General features: G+C 69.3%; 21 protein-coding genes, 1 tRNA gene and 1 pseudogene. 8 read left to right on the forward strand and 15 right to left on the reverse strand.

Annotation, left to right across the window (positions count from 1 at the left end; genetic code table 11):
- Positions 1–46 precede the first annotated feature (46 nt).
- Together ACWD02_RS21825 and ACWD02_RS21830 are read left to right on the forward strand one after the other, a co-directional pair.
- Complete coding sequence (locus ACWD02_RS21825) at positions 47–817, forward strand: sulfite exporter TauE/SafE family protein (protein WP_451213195.1); 771 nt, start codon at positions 47–49, stop codon at positions 815–817.
- 199 nt (positions 818–1,016) lie between these two features.
- A complete protein-coding gene (locus tag ACWD02_RS21830; protein WP_451213197.1) occupies positions 1,017–1,850 on the forward strand; it encodes a cobalt-precorrin-6A reductase in 834 nt (277 codons plus the stop codon).
- A gap of 345 nt (positions 1,851–2,195) precedes the next feature.
- On the opposite strand, the gene ACWD02_RS21835 is transcribed toward ACWD02_RS21830, so the two are convergent.
- The 3 genes from ACWD02_RS21835 to ACWD02_RS21845 all read right to left on the reverse strand — a co-directional run bounded on the left by ACWD02_RS21835 (position 2,196) and on the right by ACWD02_RS21845 (position 5,931).
- On the reverse strand, positions 2,196–4,286 hold the full coding sequence (locus ACWD02_RS21835; protein ID WP_451213200.1) for an MDR family MFS transporter: 2,091 nt from the start codon (positions 4,284–4,286) through the stop codon (positions 2,196–2,198).
- Positions 4,287–4,366: 80 nt separating this feature from the next.
- Positions 4,367–5,155 (reverse strand): precorrin-6A synthase (deacetylating), encoded by a 789-nt coding sequence (gene cobF, locus ACWD02_RS21840; protein ID WP_451213202.1) that lies wholly within the window; start codon positions 5,153–5,155, stop codon positions 4,367–4,369.
- Between the two features lie 260 nt (positions 5,156–5,415).
- Positions 5,416–5,931, reverse strand: coding sequence for a DUF309 domain-containing protein (locus ACWD02_RS21845; protein WP_451213205.1), 516 nt, complete (start codon positions 5,929–5,931; stop codon positions 5,416–5,418).
- Between the two features lie 108 nt (positions 5,932–6,039).
- On the opposite strand from ACWD02_RS21845, the gene ACWD02_RS21850 reads away from it, so the two are divergent.
- A tRNA-Pro gene (locus ACWD02_RS21850) sits at positions 6,040–6,113 on the forward strand.
- Positions 6,114–6,708: 595 nt separating this feature from the next.
- Here the strand turns inward: ACWD02_RS21850 and ACWD02_RS21855 are convergent.
- Complete coding sequence (locus ACWD02_RS21855) at positions 6,709–8,616, reverse strand: TerD family protein (protein WP_451213207.1); 1,908 nt, start codon at positions 8,614–8,616, stop codon at positions 6,709–6,711.
- A 365-nt stretch (positions 8,617–8,981) separates the two neighbouring features.
- Here ACWD02_RS21855 and ACWD02_RS21860 point away from each other — a divergent pair, with 365 nt between their 5' ends.
- On the forward strand, positions 8,982–9,353 hold the full coding sequence (locus tag ACWD02_RS21860; protein ID WP_451213210.1) for a hypothetical protein: 372 nt from the start codon (positions 8,982–8,984) through the stop codon (positions 9,351–9,353).
- Here ACWD02_RS21860 and ACWD02_RS21865 read toward each other — a convergent pair.
- From ACWD02_RS21865 to ACWD02_RS21880, 4 genes are all read right to left on the reverse strand, one after another.
- The gene (locus tag ACWD02_RS21865; protein WP_451213213.1) at positions 9,325–10,470 is read right to left on the reverse strand and encodes a hypothetical protein; all 1,146 of its coding nucleotides are present in this window, start codon (positions 10,468–10,470) and stop codon (positions 9,325–9,327) included. The two genes, ACWD02_RS21860 and ACWD02_RS21865, sit on opposite strands and share 29 nt — an antisense overlap.
- 423 nt (positions 10,471–10,893) lie before the next feature.
- Positions 10,894–11,469: a hypothetical protein gene (locus ACWD02_RS21870; protein ID WP_451213216.1), complete on the reverse strand. Its 576-nt coding sequence runs from the start codon at positions 11,467–11,469 to the stop codon at positions 10,894–10,896.
- A gap of 9 nt (positions 11,470–11,478) precedes the next feature.
- Positions 11,479–12,081: a hypothetical protein gene (locus ACWD02_RS21875; protein WP_451213219.1), complete on the reverse strand. Its 603-nt coding sequence runs from the start codon at positions 12,079–12,081 to the stop codon at positions 11,479–11,481.
- Positions 12,082–12,141: 60 nt separating this feature from the next.
- The gene (locus ACWD02_RS21880) at positions 12,142–12,432 is read right to left on the reverse strand and encodes a hypothetical protein (protein WP_451213221.1); all 291 of its coding nucleotides are present in this window, start codon (positions 12,430–12,432) and stop codon (positions 12,142–12,144) included.
- 7 nt (positions 12,433–12,439) lie between these two features.
- On the opposite strand from ACWD02_RS21880, the gene ACWD02_RS21885 reads away from it, so the two are divergent.
- Complete coding sequence (locus ACWD02_RS21885) at positions 12,440–12,634, forward strand: hypothetical protein (RefSeq protein WP_451213224.1); 195 nt, start codon at positions 12,440–12,442, stop codon at positions 12,632–12,634.
- A gap of 225 nt (positions 12,635–12,859) precedes the next feature.
- Complete coding sequence (locus ACWD02_RS21890; RefSeq protein ID WP_451213226.1) at positions 12,860–13,264, forward strand: hypothetical protein; 405 nt, start codon at positions 12,860–12,862, stop codon at positions 13,262–13,264.
- A 339-nt stretch (positions 13,265–13,603) separates the two neighbouring features.
- Here the strand turns inward: ACWD02_RS21890 and ACWD02_RS21895 are convergent, their stop codons facing one another.
- Both ACWD02_RS21895 and ACWD02_RS21900 read right to left on the reverse strand, forming a co-directional pair.
- On the reverse strand, positions 13,604–14,029 hold the full coding sequence (locus ACWD02_RS21895; RefSeq protein WP_451213392.1) for a DNA/RNA non-specific endonuclease: 426 nt from the start codon (positions 14,027–14,029) through the stop codon (positions 13,604–13,606).
- A gap of 15 nt (positions 14,030–14,044) precedes the next feature.
- A pseudogene (locus ACWD02_RS21900) lies at positions 14,045–14,376 on the reverse strand (RHS repeat-associated core domain-containing protein); the annotation flags it as partial.
- Between the two features lie 328 nt (positions 14,377–14,704).
- On the opposite strand from ACWD02_RS21900, the gene ACWD02_RS21905 reads away from it, so the two are divergent.
- Entirely contained in the window at positions 14,705–15,679 is a 975-nt protein-coding gene (locus ACWD02_RS21905; RefSeq protein ID WP_451213229.1) for a hypothetical protein, read from the forward strand.
- Between the two features lie 515 nt (positions 15,680–16,194).
- Complete coding sequence (locus tag ACWD02_RS21910) at positions 16,195–16,599, forward strand: FKBP-type peptidyl-prolyl cis-trans isomerase (protein WP_451213231.1); 405 nt, start codon at positions 16,195–16,197, stop codon at positions 16,597–16,599.
- Positions 16,600–16,735: 136 nt separating this feature from the next.
- Here ACWD02_RS21910 and ACWD02_RS21915 read toward each other — a convergent pair whose 3' ends face one another.
- From ACWD02_RS21915 to ACWD02_RS21935, 5 genes are all read right to left on the reverse strand, one after another.
- The gene (locus ACWD02_RS21915; protein WP_451213234.1) at positions 16,736–18,016 is read right to left on the reverse strand and encodes a YeeE/YedE family protein; all 1,281 of its coding nucleotides are present in this window, start codon (positions 18,014–18,016) and stop codon (positions 16,736–16,738) included.
- A 743-nt stretch (positions 18,017–18,759) separates the two neighbouring features.
- Positions 18,760–19,509: an ANTAR domain-containing protein gene (locus ACWD02_RS21920; RefSeq protein WP_451213237.1), complete on the reverse strand. Its 750-nt coding sequence runs from the start codon at positions 19,507–19,509 to the stop codon at positions 18,760–18,762.
- Positions 19,510–19,768: 259 nt separating this feature from the next.
- Entirely contained in the window at positions 19,769–20,485 is a 717-nt protein-coding gene (locus ACWD02_RS21925) for an alpha/beta hydrolase (RefSeq protein WP_451213239.1), read from the reverse strand.
- Positions 20,486–20,758: 273 nt separating this feature from the next.
- Positions 20,759–22,732 carry a hypothetical protein gene (locus tag ACWD02_RS21930; protein ID WP_451213242.1) on the reverse strand — a complete coding sequence of 658 codons (1,974 nt, stop codon included), beginning with the start codon at positions 22,730–22,732 and terminating at the stop codon, positions 20,759–20,761.
- A 131-nt stretch (positions 22,733–22,863) separates the two neighbouring features.
- Positions 22,864–24,561 (reverse strand): sulfite oxidase, encoded by a 1,698-nt coding sequence (locus ACWD02_RS21935; protein WP_451213245.1) that lies wholly within the window; start codon positions 24,559–24,561, stop codon positions 22,864–22,866.
- Positions 24,562–24,671: the final 110 nt, after the last annotated feature.

The raw sequence follows: 24,671 nt of genomic DNA on the forward strand, positions 1-24,671 counted from the left end.
GACGCTGTCGGCGTCCGGATAGTTGGGTCTAGCATTTGTTTTCGGCATGGACATATCGATCTGGGGTTTCGCCGCGCTCGCCGCGGCCGCTGTGCTCGTCGGCTTCTCGAAGACCGCCGTCAGCGGGGCCAACACCGTCAGCCTCGCGGTCTTCGCCGCGGTCCTGCCGGCGCGCGAGTCGACCGGCGTCCTGCTGCCCATCCTCATCGCGGGCGACGTCCTGGCCGTCCTCACCTACCGCCGGCATGCCCACTGGCCCACCCTGTGGCGGCTGTTCCCCGCCGTCGCGGGCGGCGTGGTGGTCGGCACCGTCTTCCTGATGTGGGCCGACGACGCCGCGGTGCGTACGTCGATCGGGGCGATCCTGCTGATGATGGCGGCGGTCACGCTGTGGCGGCGCCGGACGCAGGCGGAGGGGGCGGAGGAGCCGTACGAGACCGCAGTCGCGCGACCCTCGCGCCGCTCTCGCCTCAAGGCCCCTTCCTACGGCGTGCTCGGCGGCTTCACCACCATGGTCGCCAACGCGGGCGGCCCGGTCATGTCGATGTATCTGCTTTCCGCGGGTTTCCAGAAGCTGAGCTTCCTGGGGACGTCGGCGTGGTTCTTCCTCATCGTCAACACCTCCAAGGTGCCGTTCAGCGCGGGCCTCGGCCTGATCGACGCGCACTCGCTGCTGCTCGACGCGGCACTCGTGCTCTTCGTCATCCCGGGCGCCCTCATCGGCAAGGCAGCCGTACACCGCATCAACCAGCGCCTCTTCGAGCAACTGGTGATCGGGGCAACGGTGCTGGGCGGCCTGCAACTGCTGGTGCGTTGAGCGGTCTGGGGCGGGCTGGGGGGTGTGCTGGGCGGTCTGGGTCGTGCTGCGGGGTGCGCTGGACGGTCCGGGTCGTGCTGCGGGGTGCGTTGAACTGCCCGGGTCGTGCTGCGGGGTGCGTTGAACTGCCCGAGTCGCGCCGCGGGGTGCGCGCTGGACCGCCCGAGAGGCGCCGCGCGCTGCCGCGTAGCCTCGGGGGATGCATGTGCTCGTCCTCGGCGGAACCACCGAAGCCCGCCGGCTCGCCGCCGACCTCGCCGCTCGCCCCGGCGTCCGTGTGACCACCTCGCTCGCGGGGCGCGTCGCCCGTCCGGCCGCGCTCGAAGGAGAGGTACGCAGCGGAGGGTTCGGCGGTGTGGACGGCCTGGCCGCCTGGCTGCGGGAGCAGGATGTGGACGCCGTCGTGGACGCCACCCATCCCTTCGCCGCCACCATCAGCGAGCACGCGGTCCTGGCCGCGGCGGCCACCGGCGTCCCGTCCGTCATGCTGCGCAGGCCGGGCTGGCGGCCGGAGCCGGGGGACCGCTGGCACGACGCCGCCTCGCTCGCCGACGCGGCGGCGCTGCTGCCCGCGCTAGGCCGCCGCGTCTTCCTGACCACGGGCCGCCTCGGCCTCGCAGCCTTCGCGCCCTCACCCGCGCTCCCGGACCTGGCGGAACTCCACTTCCTCGTACGCTCCGTGGACCCGCCCGACCCACCGCTGCCCCGCCACACCGAGGTGCTCCTGGACCGCGGCCCTTACACGGTCGAGGGCGAGACCGCGCTGCTGCGCGAGCACCGCATCGACGTCCTGGTGACCAAGGACAGCGGCGGCGCGGCCACGGCGGCCAAACTCACCGCCGCCCGCGCCCTTTCGGTACCCGTGGTAATCATCCGGCGCCCGCCACCACCGGAGGGCGCGACGGTACTACAGGACGAGGAGAGCGTCCTGACCCACTTGGACCTCGACCCCGACCCCGGCATCGACACCAGCCCCGGCTCTGACCTCGGGCCCGGCTCTGACCTCGACTTCGGCCGCGGCAGCCAGCCCTGACCTCGACCTCGAACCTGGGCTCCGTTTCCGGCCCTGACGTCGGCCGCGGCTTTGACTCTGGCCCCGGTCCTGGCCCCGGTCCTGGCCCGGGTCCCGGCCTCGGCCCCGGCCCCAGCCCCGCCCCCGACCCTGATCCCAGCCCCGACCTCCGCCCCAGCCCGACCCTGACCTCGCCCCCAGCTCTGACCGCGACCACCGCCCCAGCCCCGACCCCAGCCCCGATTTCAGCCCCACCCCGACCTCGACCTCGACCTCCGCCCCACCCCCGACCTCGACCCCAGCCCCAGCCCCAGCTCCAGCCCTCCCCCCCAGCCCCAGCTCCAGCCCTCCCCCCCCGGCCCCCAGCTAGGCCCTCCCCGTCGAGATCGGAACCGGCTTTCTCGCCTCGGGGGCGAGGCCGTGTTCCAGGTCCTCCACCAGCAGACGTTTCGCGATCGCGTCGACCGCCTTGACGAGGTCCTGGTCGGCGGGGCGGCCGCTGTCCCTCTCCACCTGCTCGCCCAGCCACCCGGCCCACGCCTTGCCGATCACGTCGGCCTCACGTTCCCCTGCGGGCGTGTGCGAGAAGAGCATGCCGGTGCGGGTGAGGAAGCCTTCCTCGACCATGCGGTCGAAGACCGGCACCAGGACCTCGGCCGGCAGCTGACGCCGTGCGGCGATCAGGCTCAGACTCGCGTGACCGACCATCCGGTCGAACAGCGCGACCTGCATAACGGCCCACGCACCGGCGATGTCGAGCCGCGTGTCGGACTCGCGGATGACACGACGAGCGGTGTCCATACCGGTGTTGCGGATGATGTTGCCCACCGCCAGTTCGAGCACCCGGTCCCGGCTGCCGCCCGAGGTCGGCGACGCGAAACCCTCGCCCATGTCCGACGAACTCATCCGCGCGCTGTCCCGCAGCTGCACCTGCTTGAGGAAGAGGGCAACCAGGAACCCGAGCAGCGCCACGGGCACCGTCCACAGGAACACGGTGTGCAACGTATCGGCGTACGCCTTGATGATGGGCGCCGCCGCCTCCGGGGGCAGGCCGTGCAACCCCGCCGGACTCTGCGCGGCCTTGGCCAGCACGGCGGGATCGGCCGACCCGGCCTTCGCCGCCGCCGCGACCCCGTCCTCCAGGTTCGGCTTCAGCGTGTTGGCGTAGATGGTGCCGAACACGGCGGTGCCGAAGGAACTGCCGAGCGTACGGAAGAAGGTGACCCCGGAGGTCGCCGTACCCAGATCCGAGTAGACGACGGTGTTCTGCACGGCGATCGTCAGGACCTGCATGCAGAGCCCGATGCCGGCGCCCAGGACGAACATGTACAGCGATTCGAGCCAGGTGCTCGTCTCGTTGTCCATCAGCGAGAGCAGATACAGGCCGAGCGCCATCACCAGGGCACCCACGATGGGAAAGATCCGGTACTTGCCGGTCTTGCTCACCACGTTGCCGCTGAAGATCGACGCGATGAGCAGCCCGATCACCATGGGCAACGTCCGCACACCCGAGATGGTGGCCGAATCCCCGTCCACGTACTGCAGATACGTCGGCAGGAAGGTCATCGCGCCGAGCATGGCGAAGCCGACGATGAAGCTGAGGATCGAGCAGACCGTGAAGACGGGATTGGCGAAGAGCCGCATCGGCAGCATCGGTTCGGCGGCCCGCGTCTCGACCACGCAGAACAGCGCCAGCGCGACCGCGCCGCCCACGAACAGCGCGATGATGGTGCCCGATCCCCACGCGTACTGATTGCCGCCCCAACTCGTCGCCAGAATCAGCGCGCTGGCGCCGATCGCGACGAACGCGATGCCGAGATAGTCGATGACGGGCCGCACCGCCGACTTCACGACGGGAATCGTGCGGGCCGCGGCGATCACCACGACGATCGCGATGGGCACGTTGACGTAGAAGGCCCAGCGCCAGGTCAGATGATCGGTGAAGAGCCCTCCGAGGAGCGGCCCGATGACGGTGGCAACGCCGAAGACGGCCCCGATCGCCCCCTGATACTTGCCGCGCTCACGCAGCGGGATGACGTCGGCGATCAGCGCCATCGAGGTCACCATGAGCCCGCCCGCTCCGATGCCCTGCAGCGCACGCCAGGCGATGAGCAGCGTCATGTTGGTCGACAGGCCGCACAGGAACGAGCCGGTGATGAAGACGACGGCCGAGACCTGAAAGACGATCTTCCGCCCGAAAAGATCGCCGAACTTTCCGACGAGCACGGTGGCCACGGTCTCGGCGAGCAGATACGACGTCACGACCCACGACATGTGCTCGGCGCCGCCCAGATCCGCCACGATCGTGGGCAGCGCGGTGCCCACGATGGTTTGGTCGAGCGCGGCGAGCAGCATCCCCAGCATGATCGTCACGAAGACGATGTTGCGGCGGCGCTTGTCGAGTACGGGCGGCCCTTGCGCGGGGGCCTCGGCGGCGGGCTCGGCGGTGGTCGTCACACCGTCACCCTCACACCGGCCACGGGCGTGTGCATGCGGGGCCGGTCCGGTCCGGTGACGCGGGGCTCGCGCGAGTCCCCTCAGTCCAGGTTGCGGCGCAGCAGGTAGGTGTCCATGATCCAGCCCTTGCGCTCGCGCGCCTCGGCCCGGAGGACCTCGATGCGCGGGGCGGCCTCGTCGAGCGGCCCGGAGACGAGGATCTCGTCGGCGGTCCCGATGTAGGCGCCCCAGTAGATGTACATGTCGCCGCCCGCCCCGTCCTCCCCACCCTGATAGCGCCGGAACGCCTGGTGGGCGTCGAGCATCACCACGACGTCGTCGACACCCTCGGGAAAGCCGCCGTCGGCGAGGCGGCGCCCGGTGGTGATCTGAACGGGGCGCGCCACCCGGTTCAGACCGGTGCGGTGCCGGGCGGCGAGCGAGGAGACGCTGCTGATGCCCGGCACGACGTCGTACGAGAAGGTCAAGTCGCCCCGGCCGAGTACCTCCTCCAGAATCCCGAGCGTGCTGTCGTACAGAGCGGGGTCCCCCCACACCAGGAACGCGCCGCACTCGTCCGCACCGAGCTCATCGGCGATCATCCGCGCGTAGATGTCGGCCCGGCGGCTGCGCCAGTCCCCGACGGCGGGGGAGTAGTCCGCACCGCCCGCCTTCCGGTCGCGCGCCGGGTCCCGCGCCTCGACCACGCGGTAGGCACCGTCGGCGCGGTGCGCGTCAAGGAGGTCGCGCCGCAGCTGGACGAGGTCGTCCTTCTCCCCGCCCTTGTCGAGGATGAAGAACACGTCGGTGCTCTTCAGAGCCTTGACGGCCTGCAGGGTCAACTGGTCGGGGTCGCCAGCGCCGATACCGATGACATGAATCTTTCGCACGCCGAGAGTCTGCCGTATGGGGTCAGGGCGAGCCGGGCCGGGTCAGGCCCGCCACCGACTTCGCGGTGCCGCTCACATACAACCCGCGGTGTCCTTCGCCGCCTGCACCGGCGGTGTCGCCCCCCTGCTGCCCCCACAGCGCCACTCGTATCCGACCCGCCGTGTCATGCACTGTCGGCACGGCGATGTCACTTGACTGCAGCCCGCGGCGTCACTCGCGACTGCAGCCCTGGGTGTCACTCGCCGACACCCCAGCACCATCACTTGCCGTCGGCCCCGCGCAACCGCGGCGCGTGCTCGGCGGCGTCCACCGTAGACCCGTCCGCCTCCAGAAACTCCGCCAACTGCCGAGCCCACAACACAAGTCCGTCCACATCGATCCCGTACGGCCGCTCACTCTCCCTCCCGGCATCGATCGCGCCCGCTCCCCTCAGCAGCAGCCGCGCCCCGCCCGTGAGGTTGCCGCGGGCCGAGTGGGTCAGCCCAACGGCCAACTGCGCGAGCCCTTTCCACAGGTCACGCTCGTCATCGGGCCCCGACTTCCAGGCGTCCTCGAAGACCTCGTGCGCGTGAAAGGGCCGCCCCGCGTCGAGCAACGCCTGCGCCTGCATGACTGTCTCCTCGGGCGTGCGCGTCACCCCTTCGGGCTGCCGCTCCACGCCTTCGGTGCCATACGGCAAGGGTCGCCCGAGCCCATCACGCGGCCGCGCGTTGCGGGCCCGCCCTTCGTCGTCACGGTCACGGCCACGGTCGTCGGATCGAGGTGCGGTACTCATACGGCGATTGTCCCTCGCCAGACGTCCGCCGGGGGGAGCGGACCACCCCCGAACGTGGGGTAAAGTTCTGTCTGCGCGATCACGCAGAACACCGCGAGACACGCGCACCGGGACGTGGCGCAGCTTGGTAGCGCACTTGACTGGGGGTCAAGGGGTCGCAGGTTCAAATCCTGTCGTCCCGACGGAAACGTCGCAGGTAGGGGCCATCTTCGGGTGGCCCCTACTTCGTTTTGGAAGGAATTCTGGGAGCGGGGGGCCGCTCCCAGAATTGCTCCCTGGGGACGGGGGCCCTGGGAGCGACGTCAACCGGGGTTCGACGGGGTGAACGCGGTAGCGGGATGTGGTGCAGGTCGACGGGGCGTTGGCTGGGGGTGACTGCTCCTGTGGGTCCTTTTGCCGCGGTGCAAGTGGACGCTCGCGTCTGTAGGGCGCGGGTACGCGGATGCTCCGAGTGGTTGCGGTGTCGCGCTGGGCATGCCTGTGGCTGTACGTCGCGGGACAGGAGACATGGGGCCTGCCGCTGGTATCCGAGGTTCTCTGCAACCGAGATGGCTGGCGTGTGATGCGGTTGGGGACTCGAGTGGAAGCACCGTTCGTACGGTGATGTTGCTTTCCGCTGCAGGCTGCATGCAGGGATTGCTTGACGGGAGGTAGCCGAGTTTCAGGCACACCGGCCCCCGCTGTCTCCTTCGCTGCTTCCTGCTAGTGCTATCCGATGCCTCGCGAGTGGCCGTTTCATGGTCAACGGAGAGCCGCCGCCCGGCCGATATTGCGGGTTCAGTCGGCGATGTCGACGCCGTACCCCTGTGCGAGGGCATCGAGGCTGTGATCGTAGCCCTGGCCGACGGCGCGCAGACGCCAGAGTGGACCTCTGCGATAGATCTCTGCGAGCAGCATGGTGCGTTCTGTGGTGGCTGCGTCCAAGGTGGCCCGGGCGAGCGGTGCTCCACTGCTGCCGGGGGCGGCACCGATCTGGATCGCGCCGACGGTGCCGAAGGTGGCGGTGCCGTCGATGGCGGCAGCGACGACCACCTTGCGGCTCGCGGGAGGCAGGGACGCGAGGTCGAGGGCGATGGACTGTTCAGCGGGACCGCCGGTCAGGAGCCGGACGTTGCCAGCGGGGCTTTCCGGGGCGCCGTAGAAGATGAAGTCCTCGTCGAAGGTGACCTGTTCGTCCTCGTCGAGGATGAAGGCGACGACGTCGATCTCGCAGTCGGCCTGCGGAGCCCAACTGGCTGTAATGTGCCACTCGGGCGCGGATGTGCTGTGTGGTTCGGGCAGGTTGATAACGCCTCCCCGCGGCATCACCTGCGGCTCTTGCAGCCGAACAGTCACCACGTCCTGGTCGGCGGTGGCCGGAAAGTTGAGCCAGTGCGGATCGCGTACTGGTAGTTCAACGGCGGTGATGCGGCTCATGCGCCGGTCGGCCTCCCCGCCCGGGAGGAGCACGATGTCGGTGACGCTGGCGGACAGGTTGATTGCTGCCGACCCACCGAGTTCGACGACACGGGTGCGAGCTGCCACAGCATCGGCATGGATACCGCCAAGCACCAGCACCCGGTGTCCTGCCAGTGGTAGGTCCAGAGTCTCGCCGGAGGGTTCTCGTCGGCGCGTGGCGGGGACGGATTTGCCGAGGGCGGCCGTGGGGTAGGCGGCTCCCGGGCCGGATGGGGCGGGGATCTCGGTGGACACCGGTTCCATAGTCCGGGCCTGTGCCGCTTCAGCGTTAGCTGCTGGGACGGCCATTACTGCGCCGGGTGCCTCATGAGTCGCCCCGGTCTGTACGTCGGCCAGCAACCGCAGGAAGGTGTCTTCGTCGATGACTGGCACGCCTTCGACGGCCGCACGCCGGGCCTTCGATGACTGGGACTTCGGCTCGTTGGTGACCAGTGCACTGGTGTGCCGACTGACAGAAGTCATCATGTTCAGCCCGGCGGCCACGCCCCGGCCGATCAGCTCCGCTCGTGCGTGGGTGGTTTCACCGGTTATCGCGATCTTCATCCCCTGCAGCAATGGGCCACCGGGAGGAAGCCGTCCCGGATTGCGGTACCCGCAAGGAGTCTTGGGCGGCTTCGGCGTGAACTGGGACTCCGCTCGGGGAGGGCAGCTCACCAACGGCAACGGGAGAGCAAGCCGCGCCGCCTCCCGCAGCGACGCTCGCAAGATCCCGGCCAGCACCCGGGTGTCGTCCAGCGCGTCGTGTGCCTGCTGCTGCGATATGCCGTAGTGGGCGGCCAGAGTACCCAGCTTCATGTCGTCTGTCGGCGGATCCACCTGACGATTCAGGGTCAGGGTGCAGAGCCGCTGGGACACCGGCAGCCACAGCCGCGCGCGGGCGAACTCATAGGCCAGGAACTCGTAGTCGAACTGAGCGTTGTGGGCGACCAGGACCCGGCCCTGGAGCATTGCCCCGATCCGCACGGCGACCTGATCGAAGGTCGGCGCACCCTGCAAGCGCTCAGCGGTCAGTCCGTGCACTTCCACCGGCCCCGGGTCGCATCCCGGGTTGAACAGCGTGGAGAACTCCCCGGTCTGCTCGCCGTCCGCGCCGATCGTTACCACCGCGAGGGACAGAACCCGGTCCCTCCGGGCTACGAGCCCGGAGGTCTCCACGTCGACCAGTGCCCACTCGCGCGCGTAGTCGCCCGTGACGGGCACGTCCAAGGAGGCGGAGACGAGACTCATGGCGCCAAGGATGATGCGGTATGTAGACCTCCTTCAACCTGTATGCCGATTTTCCCCGCTCTGGAAGCGCACGGTGCGCTGCGGCCCACGGAGAGATCGCCCGGGACCTTGGAAGCCTTCGGGACGAACAGCCGCCAGTGGCTACACGGGATCGTTCCCAGCGATGCTCGTGGACGTGCCCCTGATCAGCAACACGTCTACCCAAGACGTGGGAGGGCTGATGCGCTGCATTCACTCACGTCTGCGTTCGTTGCTGAATCGGGCGCGACCGCGGCAGTGGGCAGGCTAGTGGACCTCTCCGATCGAGTTCGATTCTCCGCGCCGACGCCCCATGTCGCGCAAAGGGGTACGCGTGAGGGGTGTTGATGGAGGCAGGAGAGTTCTGGGCACACCGTGCGCGGGCGCATGCCCCGGTTGCCAAGGTGGAAGTGCTTCGTCTCGGTGTGAAACGTCCGCCGCGCGTCAAGGTCCGCTTTACCGCGGACGAGGACGAGGGCCACGAGGCGTGGGTGCCGCGCTCACAGTTGCACGTTCCGTGGGAGCAGGCCGACAGGTGGCTGGCGGAAGAGCGCCGTTGGGAAGATCTAGCAGGTGCCACGCCTCAGCGCGACGTGCCGGAACGGCGAGTGGTGGACACCGTTTTCGAATCCCGTCCTTGGGGTGAATTGGCGAACGTCGGCTATTCGCGACACGACGATGCGCGGCTGGTCAGCGTGTGGAGCTCTGGCTGCCCATGAGCTGCTGCACCGCGGCCAGGAGTTCCTCGAGCGCTCTCGGTTGTGCTGCGAGTTCGGCGAGGGAGACGGACGGCCACCCCTTGTATCCCTTCTCGCGCTGAACCTCGAGCTTGGCCTTGAGATCCCCGATGGCCGGCAGAGCGGCCGCGAAGGCGGCCGTGCCGTCGACGCCCAAGTGGTGGGTGATGGAGCCGAAGCTGAAGGCGAGCTCGACCTTGGTGCTGTCGTACAGCGACAGCGTCCAGACCGGCACATGCCGGCCTCCGGCCGGATAGTAGACGGACATGCTCGGGTATTGGGCCGTACCGCCTTCGAGCCGTCCGTGGGTTGCTGCGTGGTCCAGCAGCGCAGTCGCCGACCGCTGTAGGTCCGGGGCGAGGCGACCGCGTATCGCCGCGTCCATGTCGGCCCGGGTGGTGTGCTGGGTGCCGCGCCGGCCGGTGGGAGACTTCGCCACGGTGGCGGCCTCTCCGTGGATACGCGGGACCAGCACGCGCAGGTCTCCGCCACCCCGGTACTGGGTCAGCTCTACCGCGTACACATCGGTGTGTCGCATCTGCCGGTTGAGGAACTCGACGATCGCCCTCAGCTCGAGAGGGATGCGGTCGGCCACGAAGAGCAGCCGCATCTGCCCGGCCGCGAGCCGCTCCTCGACCGTCGTCCAGAACTCCTCCGGGGACTGCTCGCCCAGCAGTTCTCCATACGCCTCATCCAAGGACCTGCCATCCAGCGTGCAGGTCTCCTCGAATGAGCGCTGCAGCAGCGCGGCCGGCCAATAGCGGGCTCCGTTCGCGGCGTAGTCGAGCATCTGGCCCACGACTTCCCGACGTATTCGGGTATCGCTGGCCCGCTTGACCTCCACCAGCGTCGGCACGCCATCGGCGTCCACGAACAGATGGTCCAGGGAGAAGGCCCGGCCGGTCTCCGCGCTCGTGGGGACTCCCATCTCTCTCGCCACCAGCACCAGCCGCAGCGGCTGCCCGTCAGCCAGCGAACCGAAGTCCAGGACGCGAGGATGCCGGGCGAGCAGCTGCTGGAATTCCGCCTCGGTCTCAAACCCGGTCGGCTCCAGCGTCTGCAGGCCTTCACCCAGGACGAACACCCGTTGATCAGTCACTTGCCACCCCACCCTTTGCACCCGCTGATGTCCGTGACCAAGGCCAAGAATCGCTGTCACGCTTATGCATACCGCATCGCACTGACAGACTCACGAATGGCGAAGGGTCTGGTGGAACTGCCCGGACAACCAGGGGCGTTATGCCGAGAAGGTGACCGCTTCTGTGTGGCGACGCAGTGGAGTGCGTTTCACCATGACCTCCGGCATATTCGTGCAACCACGGCTTTGATCATTTCGGGCTGGCGGGTCGCCGGAGGTCAGCAGTGGTGCAGCAGTTTTGAAGCGGCGTGGGGCCTCCATGCTGACCGTGTGCCGCCAGATCGGTCGAACTCGATGGTGATGGTCTCTCGTGTGCGGGGCGACCGCGTGAGCCTGTGTGCCCTGCGGGCGCCCCGTTCGCGGGAGACAGTGCAATGAAGGGGGTCAGTCCTCGCACCCGTCGACGTCGTCGTCGCATCCGTCCACATCGCCGGGGGCGATCGTGGTCAGGCGCCATGCGATGAGTCCCGTGCCGTTCTGGTCGGCTTCGACGTGCGCCGTGAACGGCTTGCCCGCCGGGAGGTTGAAGTGGTCCGCCTCGCGGTCCCCACATCCCACCCCGTAGGCCTGCTCGTCCGCACCCCGAGACAGGGTCAGAGTGAGCTCCTCGGCCCCGTCCGTGTCACACGTGATCTCGAGTCGGTACGGTTTGTCGCCGCTCGCGCGGAAGGACTTCTTCAGGCCCGACCCCAGGTACGCGGTGCCGGAATCGACGAGCTCCGCCTCCGTACCGTCGTCAGCGGCGGCCTTTAGTGCCTGCTCGGCACGCCGCAAGGCGTCGTCCGGCTCCCACGGCCTGCCCGTGCCTCCGGAAGACGCCGACGGCTTCGACGGCTTCGACGGCTGCGTCGATGCGGCGGCACTCTCCTTGGGTCCCCTCCCGCCCTGTTCATCCGCGCAGCCAGACATCAGGACGGCCAGGAGCGCAGCGGACAGAGGGAGGGTATGACGTATGCGCATGAAATGACCCTATCCGGGAGGAACGAGCTGGTACTCGCGGCCCAGCGCGTCGGCCTGGGTGTTGCCGTACACGGACACCTCGCCGTCGGACCAGCGCACGAAGACGTCGTCCTCCCAGAGGTTCCCGCCGAACTCGCCCGGAGCGATCACCCGTGCGTGCTTCCACGTGCCGTTTGGGCCCTTGAGCTGGTTCTCCTTACCGACGCCGTGTGCGCCGATATCTTCGTAGATGGTGAGTTCACCGTCCGACCAGCGCACGAAGAGGTCGAAGTCGGAGTTGGCGGACCCGTCGAAGTCTCCGCCCGCGATGACCGAGGCGTGCTCTTTCCACAGGGCGTTGGGGGCCAGGAGTTGCTGCTCGGCGTGGAAGCCGCCGCCGTCGACGTTGGTGTATTTGGTGACTTCCCCGTCGACCCAGCGGACGACCAGGTCGTCGGCCCACTTATTGCCGCCGTACTTGCCTGTCGCGATGCCCTTCGCGTACTTCCACGTCGAGCCGGCCTTGGCGACAGTGATCTCGTTTGCCGGGTGCTCGGAGGTGGTGGTGGGCAGTTGAGTGTGCTCGTCGATGTCCTTGTAGATCGTGACCTCGCCGTCGATCCACTTGACCATCAGGTCGTACGCGTTGGAGCCGGTGTAGTCGCCGGCCGTGATGACCTCGGCGTAGTCGGCCTACATCTTGTTCGGCTTGGCGAGGCGCGTCTCACAGGGCTGGCCCTGGGCACAGCCGTTGTAGAAGCCCTGCGACTGGTCGCCGGGGTAGAGCGTCATTTCCCCGTCGGACCATTTCACGATCCGGTCGCCGTCCTGCGTCTTCTGCGAGGAGGTGTGGAACTGGCCGGTGGCCGCGGCCGTGGCGTGGCGCCAGAGCCCCGCGTCGCCCATGCCCTGGTTCTGGGAGGGCTTGTCCGGCGTGTAGTCGTTCACGGCCTGGTTGTAGAGGGCACCCGCGGAGGCGTACACCCTGCAGATGGTCTGTCGCACGCTGGACAACCCCGCCGTGGCCCGATTCTGGAAGCAGAACCGGCCCTCATCCCTCAGACCATGGCGTCGTGACCGCGGCTACCTCGACTCCTACCGGTCCGGCAGCCGCGATGTGGTGGAGCAGTTGTGTCAGCAGCAGCTCTACCTCGACCGGCGAGCGACCTACCGTCTAGCCCCGTGAGCCTGGGGCCTTCCGGCTGGCAGCTGGACAGATGTTCCCCTCTCCCTCGGCGCGTCATCGATGTCCTGGCCGCGGCCGGATTCAAGCGGTCGGCGTACGACGGGGCTGGCAGGAGTGGGAGTTGCCGGAGGCGCGCCCTAACCTCTTTCCGATGCCGCACTCGCGAGACGTGGCGTGATCTACTTTGGAGAACGTTGTGAAAGCGTCCAGATTGGCTCTGGTGCTATGGCACATCCCGTGATGTTCGAGGACGACGACCCGTACCTGGTGCGGCTGCGCCGGGTGGCACTGGCGTTCCCGGATGCGGAGGAGCAGATCGCGCATGGCCGACCGGGCTTCCGGGCCGGCAAATACTTTGCCTGGTACGGCGGTTCGACCAAGGGCTCTGCTGATGACCGCATCCGCTACGACCGGGCTCTGATCGTCCTGCCGGACGACGCCGACCGTGCGGCCCTCGCCGAGGACAAGCGCTTCTTCGAACCCGCCTATCTCGCCCCGTCCGGCTGGATCGGCATCGACCTCGCCGCCGGCGGCACCACGGCCCCCAGGACGTGGACTGGCAGGAGGTGGCTGAACTCCTCGACACGTCCTACCGCCAGGTCGCCGGCGTCCGGCGGGTGGCGTGCCTGAATGCGGAAGGCAGCCCGGCGGGTCCGTCCGAACCGTCCGGCTGAGGGCTTCTTCTTCCTGGGGCGGTGTGAGCATGGGGCCTCCGGACCGGCACGGTAGGCGCGCCGATGGGAGGGAGGCACGGGTCGGGTGACCCACGTGGACCCAGCGGCGTGCTGGCGTAGAAGCCCGCGTCAGTGCTCATCAGCACCGTGTCAGTTCGGCACCATGAGTACCTGCCGGCGCCGGCAGGTACTGAGGGGAGTTACGTGGCCGGGACCTTGTGTCGTGGGCAGCGCGCAACGAGGCCCAATGGAGGCGCAACCGGCGGCCGGAGCAGTCACTAACGTTGCTTGCAGATCAGCACCTGGTCACCTGGCCGTCGGCTCGAGGTGTTCTCGATGCCCCGCCGTGAATGGCTGAAGACCGGACAATTCGAGTCGGTCGTAGGCTTGACCGGCGGGATCTGGCGCGGTGACGGACGGGCGCATCTTTCTCGATTCCACGCATTACTGGGGTGTTCACTGGGTTCTGTGTCGAGGTGACCAAGTTCCGGTGGCCGTTCTCGCCCGACCCCGGCCCGCCGCGCTTTCTGGCCAGCAGGTGGCCACGTGCCTCGTTGAAGCGGCGCCATTCCCCACGCCAACCGGGCGGCCAGATGGAGGACGATGCTCCGCTGCCGCCTTTCATGTTGTCCCTGCGGAGTGCCGCCCAGGCGCCGGTGGGGCGGCCGAGGTCGTCCAGTTTGCCAAATCTGACGCTGCCGTCCCACAGGTAGGCGTCCATCTCGAGACATGCCTTCGGGACGAGTTCGAGCGGGTCGCTCCAGGTGTGGGGGTTGTGCGGGTAGTTGACGGGTCGGGGGCAGGGTCAAGGCCGAGTGGGGCGGGGCTGGTGAAGCGGGCAGTGTCGGGGTCGTAGTGGCGGAAAAAGTTGTAATGCAGGCCGGTCTGGTGATCGGCGTACTGGCCGGGGAAGCGCAGCGGTGTGTAGGCGGAGGCGTCACGGTTCCAGGTGGTTGTGCCCCACAAGGTGGTGCGTGACTGACAGGCGATGTCGCCGTGTTAATCGACGAGTTCCGTTGGCGTTTCGACCAGGTCGGTGACGATGGCGAAGAAGCGGGCGTCGACCTCGGTCGACACCCTGGTTGCCGCTGCGGATTCTGGACCGGGCGTGCCGCCTGCTCGGAGAGCGGAGCCGCCGGAGTGGAAGCTTGCAACCGCTGACGGATCTGGAGCATCGCAGGTTGCTTCTATCTTGAGCCTGAGATTAAAAGGTTATGTGTGTGAAAATCCTTGGATCTGGGGAAGATTCGGAGCGGATTTATGACTCTCGCCACAGCATGTCCCTTCTGTGTGTGATGGAGTTGATCTTGACCACAAGGCCCGGCAAGCGCCCATCGCCCTCACAGGGCTGGGTTGCGAGCTATGCCTGAAAAGCACGTTCAAAGGAGTACGGCGCGTGCAGAACAGCACACACCGTCGCCAGTTCAGCAAGCTCTCCCTTGCTGCTGTATCCGCCACTGTCGGGGCAGCGCTCTTCGCCTCCGCGATTCCGGCCAACGCCGCCACCGCCACCGCGCCTGCAGGCAGCGCGGCCCAGGCTGCCGCTGTCGTGGAATCTGCCACGGGGACGGCCGACATCGCTGCGTCAACGGCGGCTCCGGGCACGCCGGCCAAGGCAGTTACCGCTACGGGTGGGGCTGCCCTCACGGTCATTGCACCGGAGAAGGCGAACGGCGCCCTCCACGCCGCGGACGACAACGGCTCTTCCTTCGGCCTCACCCTGCCGGGTGCCAAGGACGTTGTCGGAGTCAAGGCTGGATCGGGCACCGTGATTTACCCCGACGCCGCAGCCGCGACGGACATCGCCGTGCAGCCGACCAAGGACGGTGGAGCCCGCACCTTGGTCACGCTCAAGGACGGCAAGGCCGCCGAGACCCACCGCTTCCAGCTCGACATCCCGCAGGACGCGAGTATCACCGAAGACGGACAGGGCGGCTTCGAGATCACTCGCGAGGCAGGCGAGGGCATCCACGTCCCGGTTGCCACGATCGACGCGCCGTGGGCCAAGGACGCGAACGGCAAGAGCGTTCCCACCAGTTACAAGCTGGACGGCACCGATCTCATCCAGACCATTGCGACCGACGAGGAGACCGCATTCCCGGTGGTCGCCGACCCCAAGATGACGTGGGGCATCGTGACGGGCACTGCGTACTTCAACAAGAAGGAGACCAACGCGATCGCCAACAATGGCGCTCTGTCCGGTGTGGTCTCGGGGTTCCTCCCGCCGGGTCTGAACATCTACTGGGGCGCACACGCCGCGGTCATCACCACGACGGCGCTCAAGGCGAAGAACGCCAAGAAGTGCATCAAGGTCAAGTTCGCGGCTGGGATATTCATCCCGGGCCAATACTCCGGTGGGCACTGCAAGTAGTAACAACAACAACGCGATCGGAGAATGACTTTGAGCAGCTCGTGGCTCATCTACAGCGGAGCCCTGTTGGTGCTCCTGTCCATCGGGGTCCTGTTCTTTGTAGGCAGACCTACGACACCCGCCTGGCGTGACGCCACGTCGATAACCTGCGGCGTCATCGTCTTTGCTGTTGTGTGTGTGCTGGCTCTGCTCCTTCACGCACCGGCTCAGATCGCGGTGTCTGGCGCCTGCTTCTGGATGGCTGCAGCCATCACCGGCGTGCATGCCCTGCGCGGCCGTATCAGTTCGCAAAGCTGACCACGACGGGCCCGCACCCTCGGCATGAAATCGCCAGGAGTGCGGGCCGTTTTGCGTTGCACCGAGCAGCCGAAGGCCGAAGTGGTTCTGTCCCTCGCTGTGTGGAAGGTGACGCTGGGGCAGGCGTTGGCGGTAGCGTGATCGGCTGCTGCATGGGAGGTCCATGTGTCCGGCCGGGCCGCCGTGTGGGGATTCCGGTGGTGAGTGAGGGGACCGTGATGAGCGAACTGGTGAAGCCCGGGGTTGAGGTTCCGGAGGGTGATGCGCCTGTTGAGTTGACCGTCCGGGATCTTGTGGTTGGGGACGGGCCCGAGGCGCTGCCGGGCAGGGTCGTCCAGGTTCACTACGTAGGGGTTACGTTCGCGTCCGGAGCAGAGTTCGACTCCTCCTGGGAGCGGGAGCAGCCGTTCAAGTTCGCCGTGGGCGGTGGCAAGGCCATCAAGGGCTTGGACAGGGGGGTGAGGGGAATGCAGGTCGGCGGTCGGCGGGAGATCATCGTTCCCCCGCGGCTCGGTTACGGCAAGCAGTCACCCTCTGCGTTGATTCCGGCTGGCTCGACGCTGATCTTCGTCGTGGACCTGCTCACGGTCGTGGGCGGGCCTGCCGGACGAGGCCCGGCTTGACCGGCTCGGGCTGAACCTGGCGTTCCGTGGCGGCGTGGGTGAGGTGCTGGACGTCTCACCCACACCGGTCAGTTGCTTGGTCGGGAAGCGGTTCTGCCGTGTTGTTCACCGGCCATGACGGAGCAGGCGGTGGGGGTCAGCAGACGCTGTCTGTCGGCTTCGGGTTGCCCAGGCCGAACAGCGGGCGCAGGCGTAGGCCGGCCCAGGTACCGAGGATGGCCACCGCTGCCCAGATCCAGCCGTGGAGGGAGCCCGAGGCGATGCCGGCCAGGTAGGCGCCGATGTTGCAGCCGCCGGCGAGGCGGGCGCCGACGCCCATCAGGGTGCCGCCGATGACGGCTGCGAGTGCCGTGCGTGCAGGGATGTTGCGGTGCAGTTGCCACACGCCACCGGCCGCTGCCGCGACGGCCGCGCCGACCATGATGCCGATGTCGGTGAGGCTGGTCTTGTCGGCAAGGACTGGCCCCGACAGCTGGGCCGCGCTGGCGGGTTGTTGCCAGAATGCCCAGCTCTCCGGCGTGCCACCGAGTGCGCCCACGACCTTCGAGCCCCACAGGGCGAACGCGCTGGTGACGCCCCAGGCGCCACCCGAGACGAGCAGAACGCCGGCGCCGAGCACCGCCAGCGCCAGGGCTCCGGCGGCCAGCGGCCAGGAACCCCTGACCGCACGGCGGAGGGCGCCGCGCGCTGATGGCGGGGTGCCGACCGGCGGGGGATTGCGGCGGGCCTGCACGGCGCGGGCGATGAACCAGATCGCGGCGAGCGCGGCGATCGTCACCGCCCAGGAGCCGAACCAGCCGACGTGGTCGGACAGCACGTACGGATCGAGCGCAGGCAGATCGTTCCAGAGGCCGAACTGCCAGGCGGCGAGGGTGGAGCCGGTGATGAAGCCGAGGAGGGTGAGCACGATGGTGCCCTGGCCGGAACCGACGGCGAAGAGGGTTCCGGAGGCGCAGGCGCCGCCGAGTTGCATGCCGATGGCGAAGAGGAAGGCGCCGATGAGCAGCGCCACGCCTATCGGTCCGGCGCTGGGTGCGGGCACTGAACCGAACAGGCCGCTGCCAGTGCCGATGATCAGGGCGAAGAGCGTCGCGGTGGTGCCGAGCAGCAGGGTGTGGGCACGCAACCCGGTGCCGTTTCCGACGGCCACCAGCTGCCGCCAGGCCGAGGTGAAGCCGAACCGGGAGTGGAACAGGGCGACCCCGAGTCCGATGCCGAGCAGGAGCAGGGTGCCGGGCTTGGCCCCGTGCTCCGCGAAGACGTACGCGGCGAGCGCGATGCCGATGGCGCCTGCGATCGCCAGCGGCGCCCGCCGGACCGGCGGCAATGCCTCGGCCCGGGGCGCGGGGGCGGAGGTGGGGGAAGGGGGGAACACGGCGATCCGGGGCGGCGCCCCGGCATCGGGAGCGGTGGTCAAGGGGGTCTCCGGGAGCGGGGGGGAGGAGGGAGAAGTCGGACAGGCGGTGATCGCGGGAACGCAAAGCGCTGGGCGCTGAGTGCAGGGCGCTGAGGTCGGGGCGCTGAGCGAGGCGTCAGCGGCGACAGAACGCCGAGTGTGGCGTTAGCGGCGACCGCGAGAGCGCTGAGTGCGGCGTCAGCGGCGACAGAGCGCGTCGTCGACGCTCCACGGCGTGGCCGCGAAGAGCGCGAGAGCGAGCTGACGAGCGGGTCCGAACATGCGCACCACCTTAGGCATCCCGCGGAGATCCCGAAACGCCGTCTCACATAGAGAGCACGTGGGTGAGACGGCGGGGTGGGTGGCGGGGTAGCGGAGGTCGCCGGGGCTCGGCTGAGAGCGGCAGGGCGTCACTGGCGGCCCCGCTTCCGGAAACGGGAGCCTAGGCGCCCCGGAGCGGAGGCCCCACGTACGGAAGCGGGCGGCCCCGCGTCCCGGAGCGGAGGCCCCGCGTTCGGAAGCAGGAGGCTTCGCTTCTGGAAGCCGGAGGCCCCGCGTCCCGAAGCGGGCGCCACATACGGAAGCGGGCGGCCCCGCGTTCGACAGCAGGAGACCCCGCGTCCCGAAGCGGGAGGTTCAGCGTCCGGAAGCGGGAGACCCCGTGTCCGAGAGCAGGAGGTTCAGCGTTCCGAGGCGTAGGCCCGTGTCCGGAAGTAGGAGGTTCAGCGTCCCGCGGCGTAGGCCCGTGTCCGGAAGCGGGTGGTTCAGCGTTCTGGGCGGAGCAGGGTTTCCGCGACGCCGCCGTTCAGGACCTGGCGGGCCACGTCGGGGAGCTTTAGGCGGCGGTTGCGGGCGTACGTTCGCATGCGGATGAAGGCCTGGTCCGCGCTGCACCCGCGAGAGTTGGCGAGGAATCCCTTGGCCTGCTCGATGAGGATGCGCGACTCCAGGGCGCCCTGGAGCTGTGCGATCTCCGTCCGCTGCTCGTGCAGGGCCTGCTGGCGGATGACGCAGGCAGTGGCCGTGTCCGCCAGGGCCTGAGCCAGCCGCAGCCGGGTGTCGTCCAGTGGCGTCGGCCGGTCGTGGAGGAGGTTCAGGGCGCCGACCACCGTGTCCTGGCAGCGCAGCGGGACCGTCGCGACCGAGGTGAAGCCGAGCAGCAGGGCGCGCGGCGTGAACCGGGGCCACCGCGTGCAGGCGGGCTCGGTGTCCAGCCGGAACTCGCGGACCTGTGCCCGGGAGCGACGGCAGTCCAGGAGCGGGCCCTCGTCCCATTCGAGGCCGAACAGTTCCAGTGAGCGGGTGTACTCGTCGGAGGCCACCACTTCCACGACTTGGCCGTGCGGTACGTCCAGCATGACCCCGGCCGCCGACACCTCCAGCAGATCCACACAGTGTCGGGTCAGCGCGTGCAGGGCATCGGGCACGCTCACTTCGCGCACCAAGGGGGCGGCGAGATCCACGAACGCGGACGCCAGCCGTACCTCGCGCTGCCTCTCGGACATGGCGGTCATGCCGCCTCTCCCTTCCGTGGACACACCGGCCGGGGCCCCGGCGGTCGTACGCCGACGGTTCGCTGCCCGAGTGGGCGGTGTGAGGAGATGCCTGCCACGCTACCGCGTAAGGCCGTCCCAATGGCACACGCGTGCTCATCGTCTCCGCACGCCAACTTACGGCGCCTCAGGTGGCCTTGGAAAGAATCCGCGGTGTGCTTCTTGCGGGCGGCGCGGCCAGCAGCCATCGGAGTCAGCGGCGCCACGAGCGGTGAGGCTGTCAGGGCATGTCGTACGGCGACCTGGTCCGCCCCGCGCCGGGCGTGCCGTGAAGCTGGTCGGCGATCGCGTCAGGTAGCTCGGCGAGGCCCAGGAACCCGGCCACGGTCCGCGCCGTCAGGATGTGCCAGGCGCGGGCACGTCTGACCATGGCGTGGTCACTTCCACGCATCAGCACGGTGGCCGCCTCGGCGCCCGCGGCCTCGGCGCGCGACGCGAAATCCAGGGAGGACGCGGGATCGGTCGTACGGTCCTGGTCGCCGTGCAACAGCGCCACGCTGCGGCCGCGCAGGTGCGCCACCGGCTCCCCGGCGGGGCACCAAGGGGCCAGGCCGACCACCGCTCGGACCAGCGAGTTTTCGGCGGCGCGCAGTGCGGCGCGGGCTCCCATCGAATGCCCCACCAGGACGGTCGGTACGTCACCGGTGAGCTGTTCCAGCTCACGCAGGGCTTGGCGAGCGTCCTGGGCAGGGTCTTCGCGCTCTCCGTTCCAGCCCCGGACGCGATAGCGCACCCGTCCCATCAGCACCGCGCCCCCGGACGTGGACCGGCGGATCGCGCCCTCGAACATACGCAGCCGCGCGCCCGGCAGATTCCACGGCGGGGGCACGTCCGTCCCGTGCTCCCGGCCGCCGTGCAGCAGAAGCACGGCGGCACGTGGCTTCTCGACCGGTCTGCTCAGCATCAGCGCCGGTCGTTGGCCGTCGTGAAAGGACACAGGGACTCCTCGACTGTCGGTGACGGCCGCACGAACGTGGCGGACCTAATGGTTAACGTGGCGGACCTAATGGTTATGGCGGACGCGGCCGACGCAGCTGGTTCGGAGTCGCGCCGTCGGGCGGCTTGGTCTACGGCGCGCAGCTGCCTCGGTCTCTGATCTCCCCCACCATCTGCCCGCCCCCGCACGGCCGACTCCCCCGCACGGCCGCCCCCCCCCGGCCGCATGCCGGCTCCGTCCGTTCCATCCGTTCTGTCTGCTCCGTCCGTCCGTCTAGCGCACCGGGCCCGAGCCGACCTCGTCCAGCCTCTCACCGTCCGTAAGGCGCGCCCGCACCGTCGCGTCAGGGTTCTTGGGAGCCTTGACGGCCAGGGTGCGCCCTCGCTCGGTCGCTTTCACGTCACCGATCACGTCGATCCCCTCGACCTCGCGGCTGCCCGCTGCGAGGAGGTAGTGGCGCCCGGAGGCCGCCGTCCAGGGAGTGCCGGCCACGATGTGCTGGCCGAACCGGCTGCAGGCCGCGGTCGACCGTGCCTGTCCGACGACCTTCGCCGGTGCGGTGGGGGACGCCGTGGACGTGCGGAACTGCACGAGGACGTCGCCGGGGCCGCGCCAGGTGGAGGCACGCGTGCAGGACCACACCGCCCGGCCGCCCCGCTCGGGCAGGTCCTGCTCGGCGAACTCCCATTGGTTGACGGCCCGTACGCCGGTCTCCCGCAGTCCGGGGAGTTGGCACGCGGTGTGCGCCCAACTTCGCAGCGCCGTGCTGCCGGTCGCCTCGCGGGGCTGCCGGGCGGGGGCCCCGGTGCCGGGCAGTGGGGTGTAGCTGAGATGCACGGGAGAGAGGCCGCCCAGGTCGGCCACGAGGAAGGCGTGCTTCTCCACGATGCGGCCGGATGAACGCAGTTGCAGCACCGGCAGGCTGTCGCACGCGCCCTTGGCCGGTGGCTCGGGGACGGCGTCGGTGAGGCCCTCGTCCGACACGTCGAGCGGGCGCCCGGGGGACTCGGGGGCCAGCAGGTCGCGCGTCCGCGCCTCGGCGATCCAAGGCGCGGTCAGGTAGCGGACCTTGTCCGCCTCGCGGCTGACGACGAGCGCTGCCGCCGTGGTCACGTCGGCCTCGTCGGAACGGGAGATGTCCAGCGTCGCGTCGCCCGGCGAGGCGAGCGGTTCGCCGTAGCGGACCACACGTCGGCCGTCGTGGAACAGCACGACCGCCTCCCGGCCGACGACATCCGCGTACAGCAACTGGGTGTTCTTGGGCGGGGGTTCGGCGCTGGTCCCTTTCGCGACGCGGACCCGGGTGCCGGACGGCGGGTCGGTCCAGGCGCCGAGTGCGCGCGTGATCAGTGCTTCGTCGTCGGTGCGCGCGCCGCGGGCCGGCCACGCGGTGAAGTCCACGCGCGAGGTGTCGGCCCAGGTGTCGCCGGAGGTACGGAGCAACTCGTCGGGGCCGAAGGAGAGGGGAACGTCGGCAGCTCGGGAAGGCCTTCCCGAGGGCGTGCCGCCGACGGTCGCCAGGAGCACCGCACCGCACAGGGCAACGATCCCGGCGGTGAGCCAGGCCAGTTGGTGTCGACGCCTGCGGCGCAGCAGGTCGGTCGGACGGGTCTGCACGGAACAGGCGTCGAACTCCCTTGAACGCAGCAGTGCTTGAGCCGCCGGGCCCGCGGTTGCCGCCACGTCACAGGCAGCGTGCACCGCCTCTTCCGGCTGGGGCACCTGAGCGGCGGTGAGCAACTCGGCGACCTCGGAGCGGGACAGCCCGTCCAACTGCAGCAGTACGAACGCCGCGCGTGCGGCCGCGGGAACCTCGGCGAGTGCCTGCCCCAGAGCGACCTCCTCGGTGCCGCCCGCGCGCGGGAACAGCCGCAGCCCCCAGACCACCGGGAGCATGGGGCGCAGCGCGCGGGGCGGCGGGAGGAAGCCGGGCCAGCCGCGCGGACGGCGGTCGTGCGCCAGCGCCGAGCGCAGGACGCGTGCCCGTGTGCTCGCCACCACGGGGTCGGGCGTGACCCTTCGCTGCTCGGGCACGCGGGGCGTGGCCCGGCCGACACGGAATCCCGGCAGCGCACGCTGTACCAGAGCGTGGGCGACGAGGACCCGACGGTGCCTGCCCAGCGAGTGGGGGAGGGTGAGGTAGGCGAGGCGTACGAGCCGGGTGTACTGGTCGACGATGACGGCCTCGGCCTGGTCAAGGGCCACCCGCCCGGACCCTCTCGACGAGGGCCGTTGCGATGTGCTCATTGATCAAAAAGCCTTCCAAAGGCTGACGCGTTGCGTCCTGACCACGTTCAAACGAGTGAATCGTGGGATGGTCACAGTCATCGCGGTGCTGGTGCCGATGGTGCCGGTGCCGGTGTCTGGGCCGGTCGAAGTCAGGCGACGTTGACCACCACCGAATGCCGGCCGCTGGCACCGTCCGGAATCGTGCGGGTCCGCTTCTCGGTCTGGACCTCGCCCGTGCGGTCGGTGGCCCGCACCGTGAGGGTGTGGCCCCCTGCGGTCGCCTGCCAGGGGAAGGACCACTGCCGCCACGTGTCCCGGGTGTCCTCCGCGGCCAGATCGGCCTGCTGCCACGGGCCGTCGTCCACGCGGACCTCGACCTTGTCGATGCCTCGGTGCTGGGCCCAGGCGACCCCCGCGACCATCACCGTGCCCGCCTTCGGGCGGGCGAAGGGCTTGGGGGTGTCGATCCGGGACTGGGTCTTGACCGGCGCCTCGCGGGCCCAGTCACGCTTCACCCAGTAGGGGTCGTAGTCGTCGAACGTGGTCAGCTCGATGTCCTTGATCCATTTACAGGCGGACACGTAACCGTAGAGACCGGGGACCAGCATGCGTACGGGGAAACCGTGCACGAAGGGCAGCGGCTCGCCGTTCATGCCGAGGGCGAGCAGCGCGTCGCGGCCGTCCATCACGTCGTCGACGGGGGTGCCGATGGTCATGCCGTCCACGGACCGGGCGACCAGTTGGTCCGCCGGGCCGCCCCTCGACGGGGGTTCGACCCCGCACTCCGCCAACACGTCGGCCAGGCGCACGCCGGTCCATCGGGCGTTGCCCACGTACGGGCCGCCGACCTCGTTCGACACACAGGTCAGGGTGATGTCGCGCTCGATCAACTCCCGCCGCAGCAGGTCGTCGAAGGTCAGGGTCGTCGGCCGGTCGACGCCCCTGCCGTGGATGCGCAGGCGCCAGGTGCCGGCGTTCACCTTGGGGATCACGAGCGCGGTGTCCACCCGGTAGAAGTCCTTGCCGGGCGTCACGAACGGACTGATGCCGGGCACTCGAAGCTGCGCGCCCTTGGGCACCGGGTCCGCGGGCGACGCCGGGGCCGGCAGCTTGATCTGGTTACGGGATGCGACGGCGTCCTGGCCGCCCGCGGCGTTCAGCGACCGTCCGAGTACGCCGGCTCCGGCCGACGCGGCGGCAGCGGCGCCGGCCGCGATGATGAACCCTCGACGATCCCACTCCGGCCGATCAACGCCGTCCGGCGCTGGCGTCGGCTCGTCTGGCGCTGACGTCCGTTCGTCTGGCGCTGGCGTCGGCTCGTCTGGCGCTGGCGTCGGCTCGTCTGGCACTGACGTCGGCTCAGAAACCCTGCCCGCGGGGTGAAGGGCCAGGCGGCCCGCGAGCCAGTACAGCAGCGCGGCACCGACGACGGCCCCCGCCATCGAGGGCAGCGCGTCGGTGAAGCCGGTGGAGTCGGGGCGGCCGGTGGCCGCCGTCGCACCGATCACCCCGAAGAGCAGCACTCCCACCGCACCGAGAAGGCGGTGGCGCAGGGAGAGGAGCCCCAGCACGACCGCCAGCAGGGCGAGCACCGCGAGGATGCCCGACTGCAGGACGAGTTTGTCGTTCGTCCCGAACTGCTGGATGGCCCAGTCCTTGACCGGCGCGGGGGTGCGGTCGATCGCCGCGCCCCCGACCGCCACCACCGGGCCGGCCTCGGGCCGCACCGCCGCGGACACCAGTTCCGCGACCGCGAGCGCGGCGAACCCCGCAAGCAGCCCGCTCAGGGCACCTGCCGGGACACGCCACCGGTCGACCGGTCGCCTTAGGACTTCTCGCTCTCTCATCACATGAGGTATCCGGCACCGAAGGGCACATGGATTGCTCGACTCCCTCATGGGTGGGTGAGAAGGGCCTGCTTGGCGCAACGCGCGCCACCGGCGCGCGCCCCTGGCGG

Source organism: Streptomyces sp. NPDC002853 (assembly GCF_053591915.1).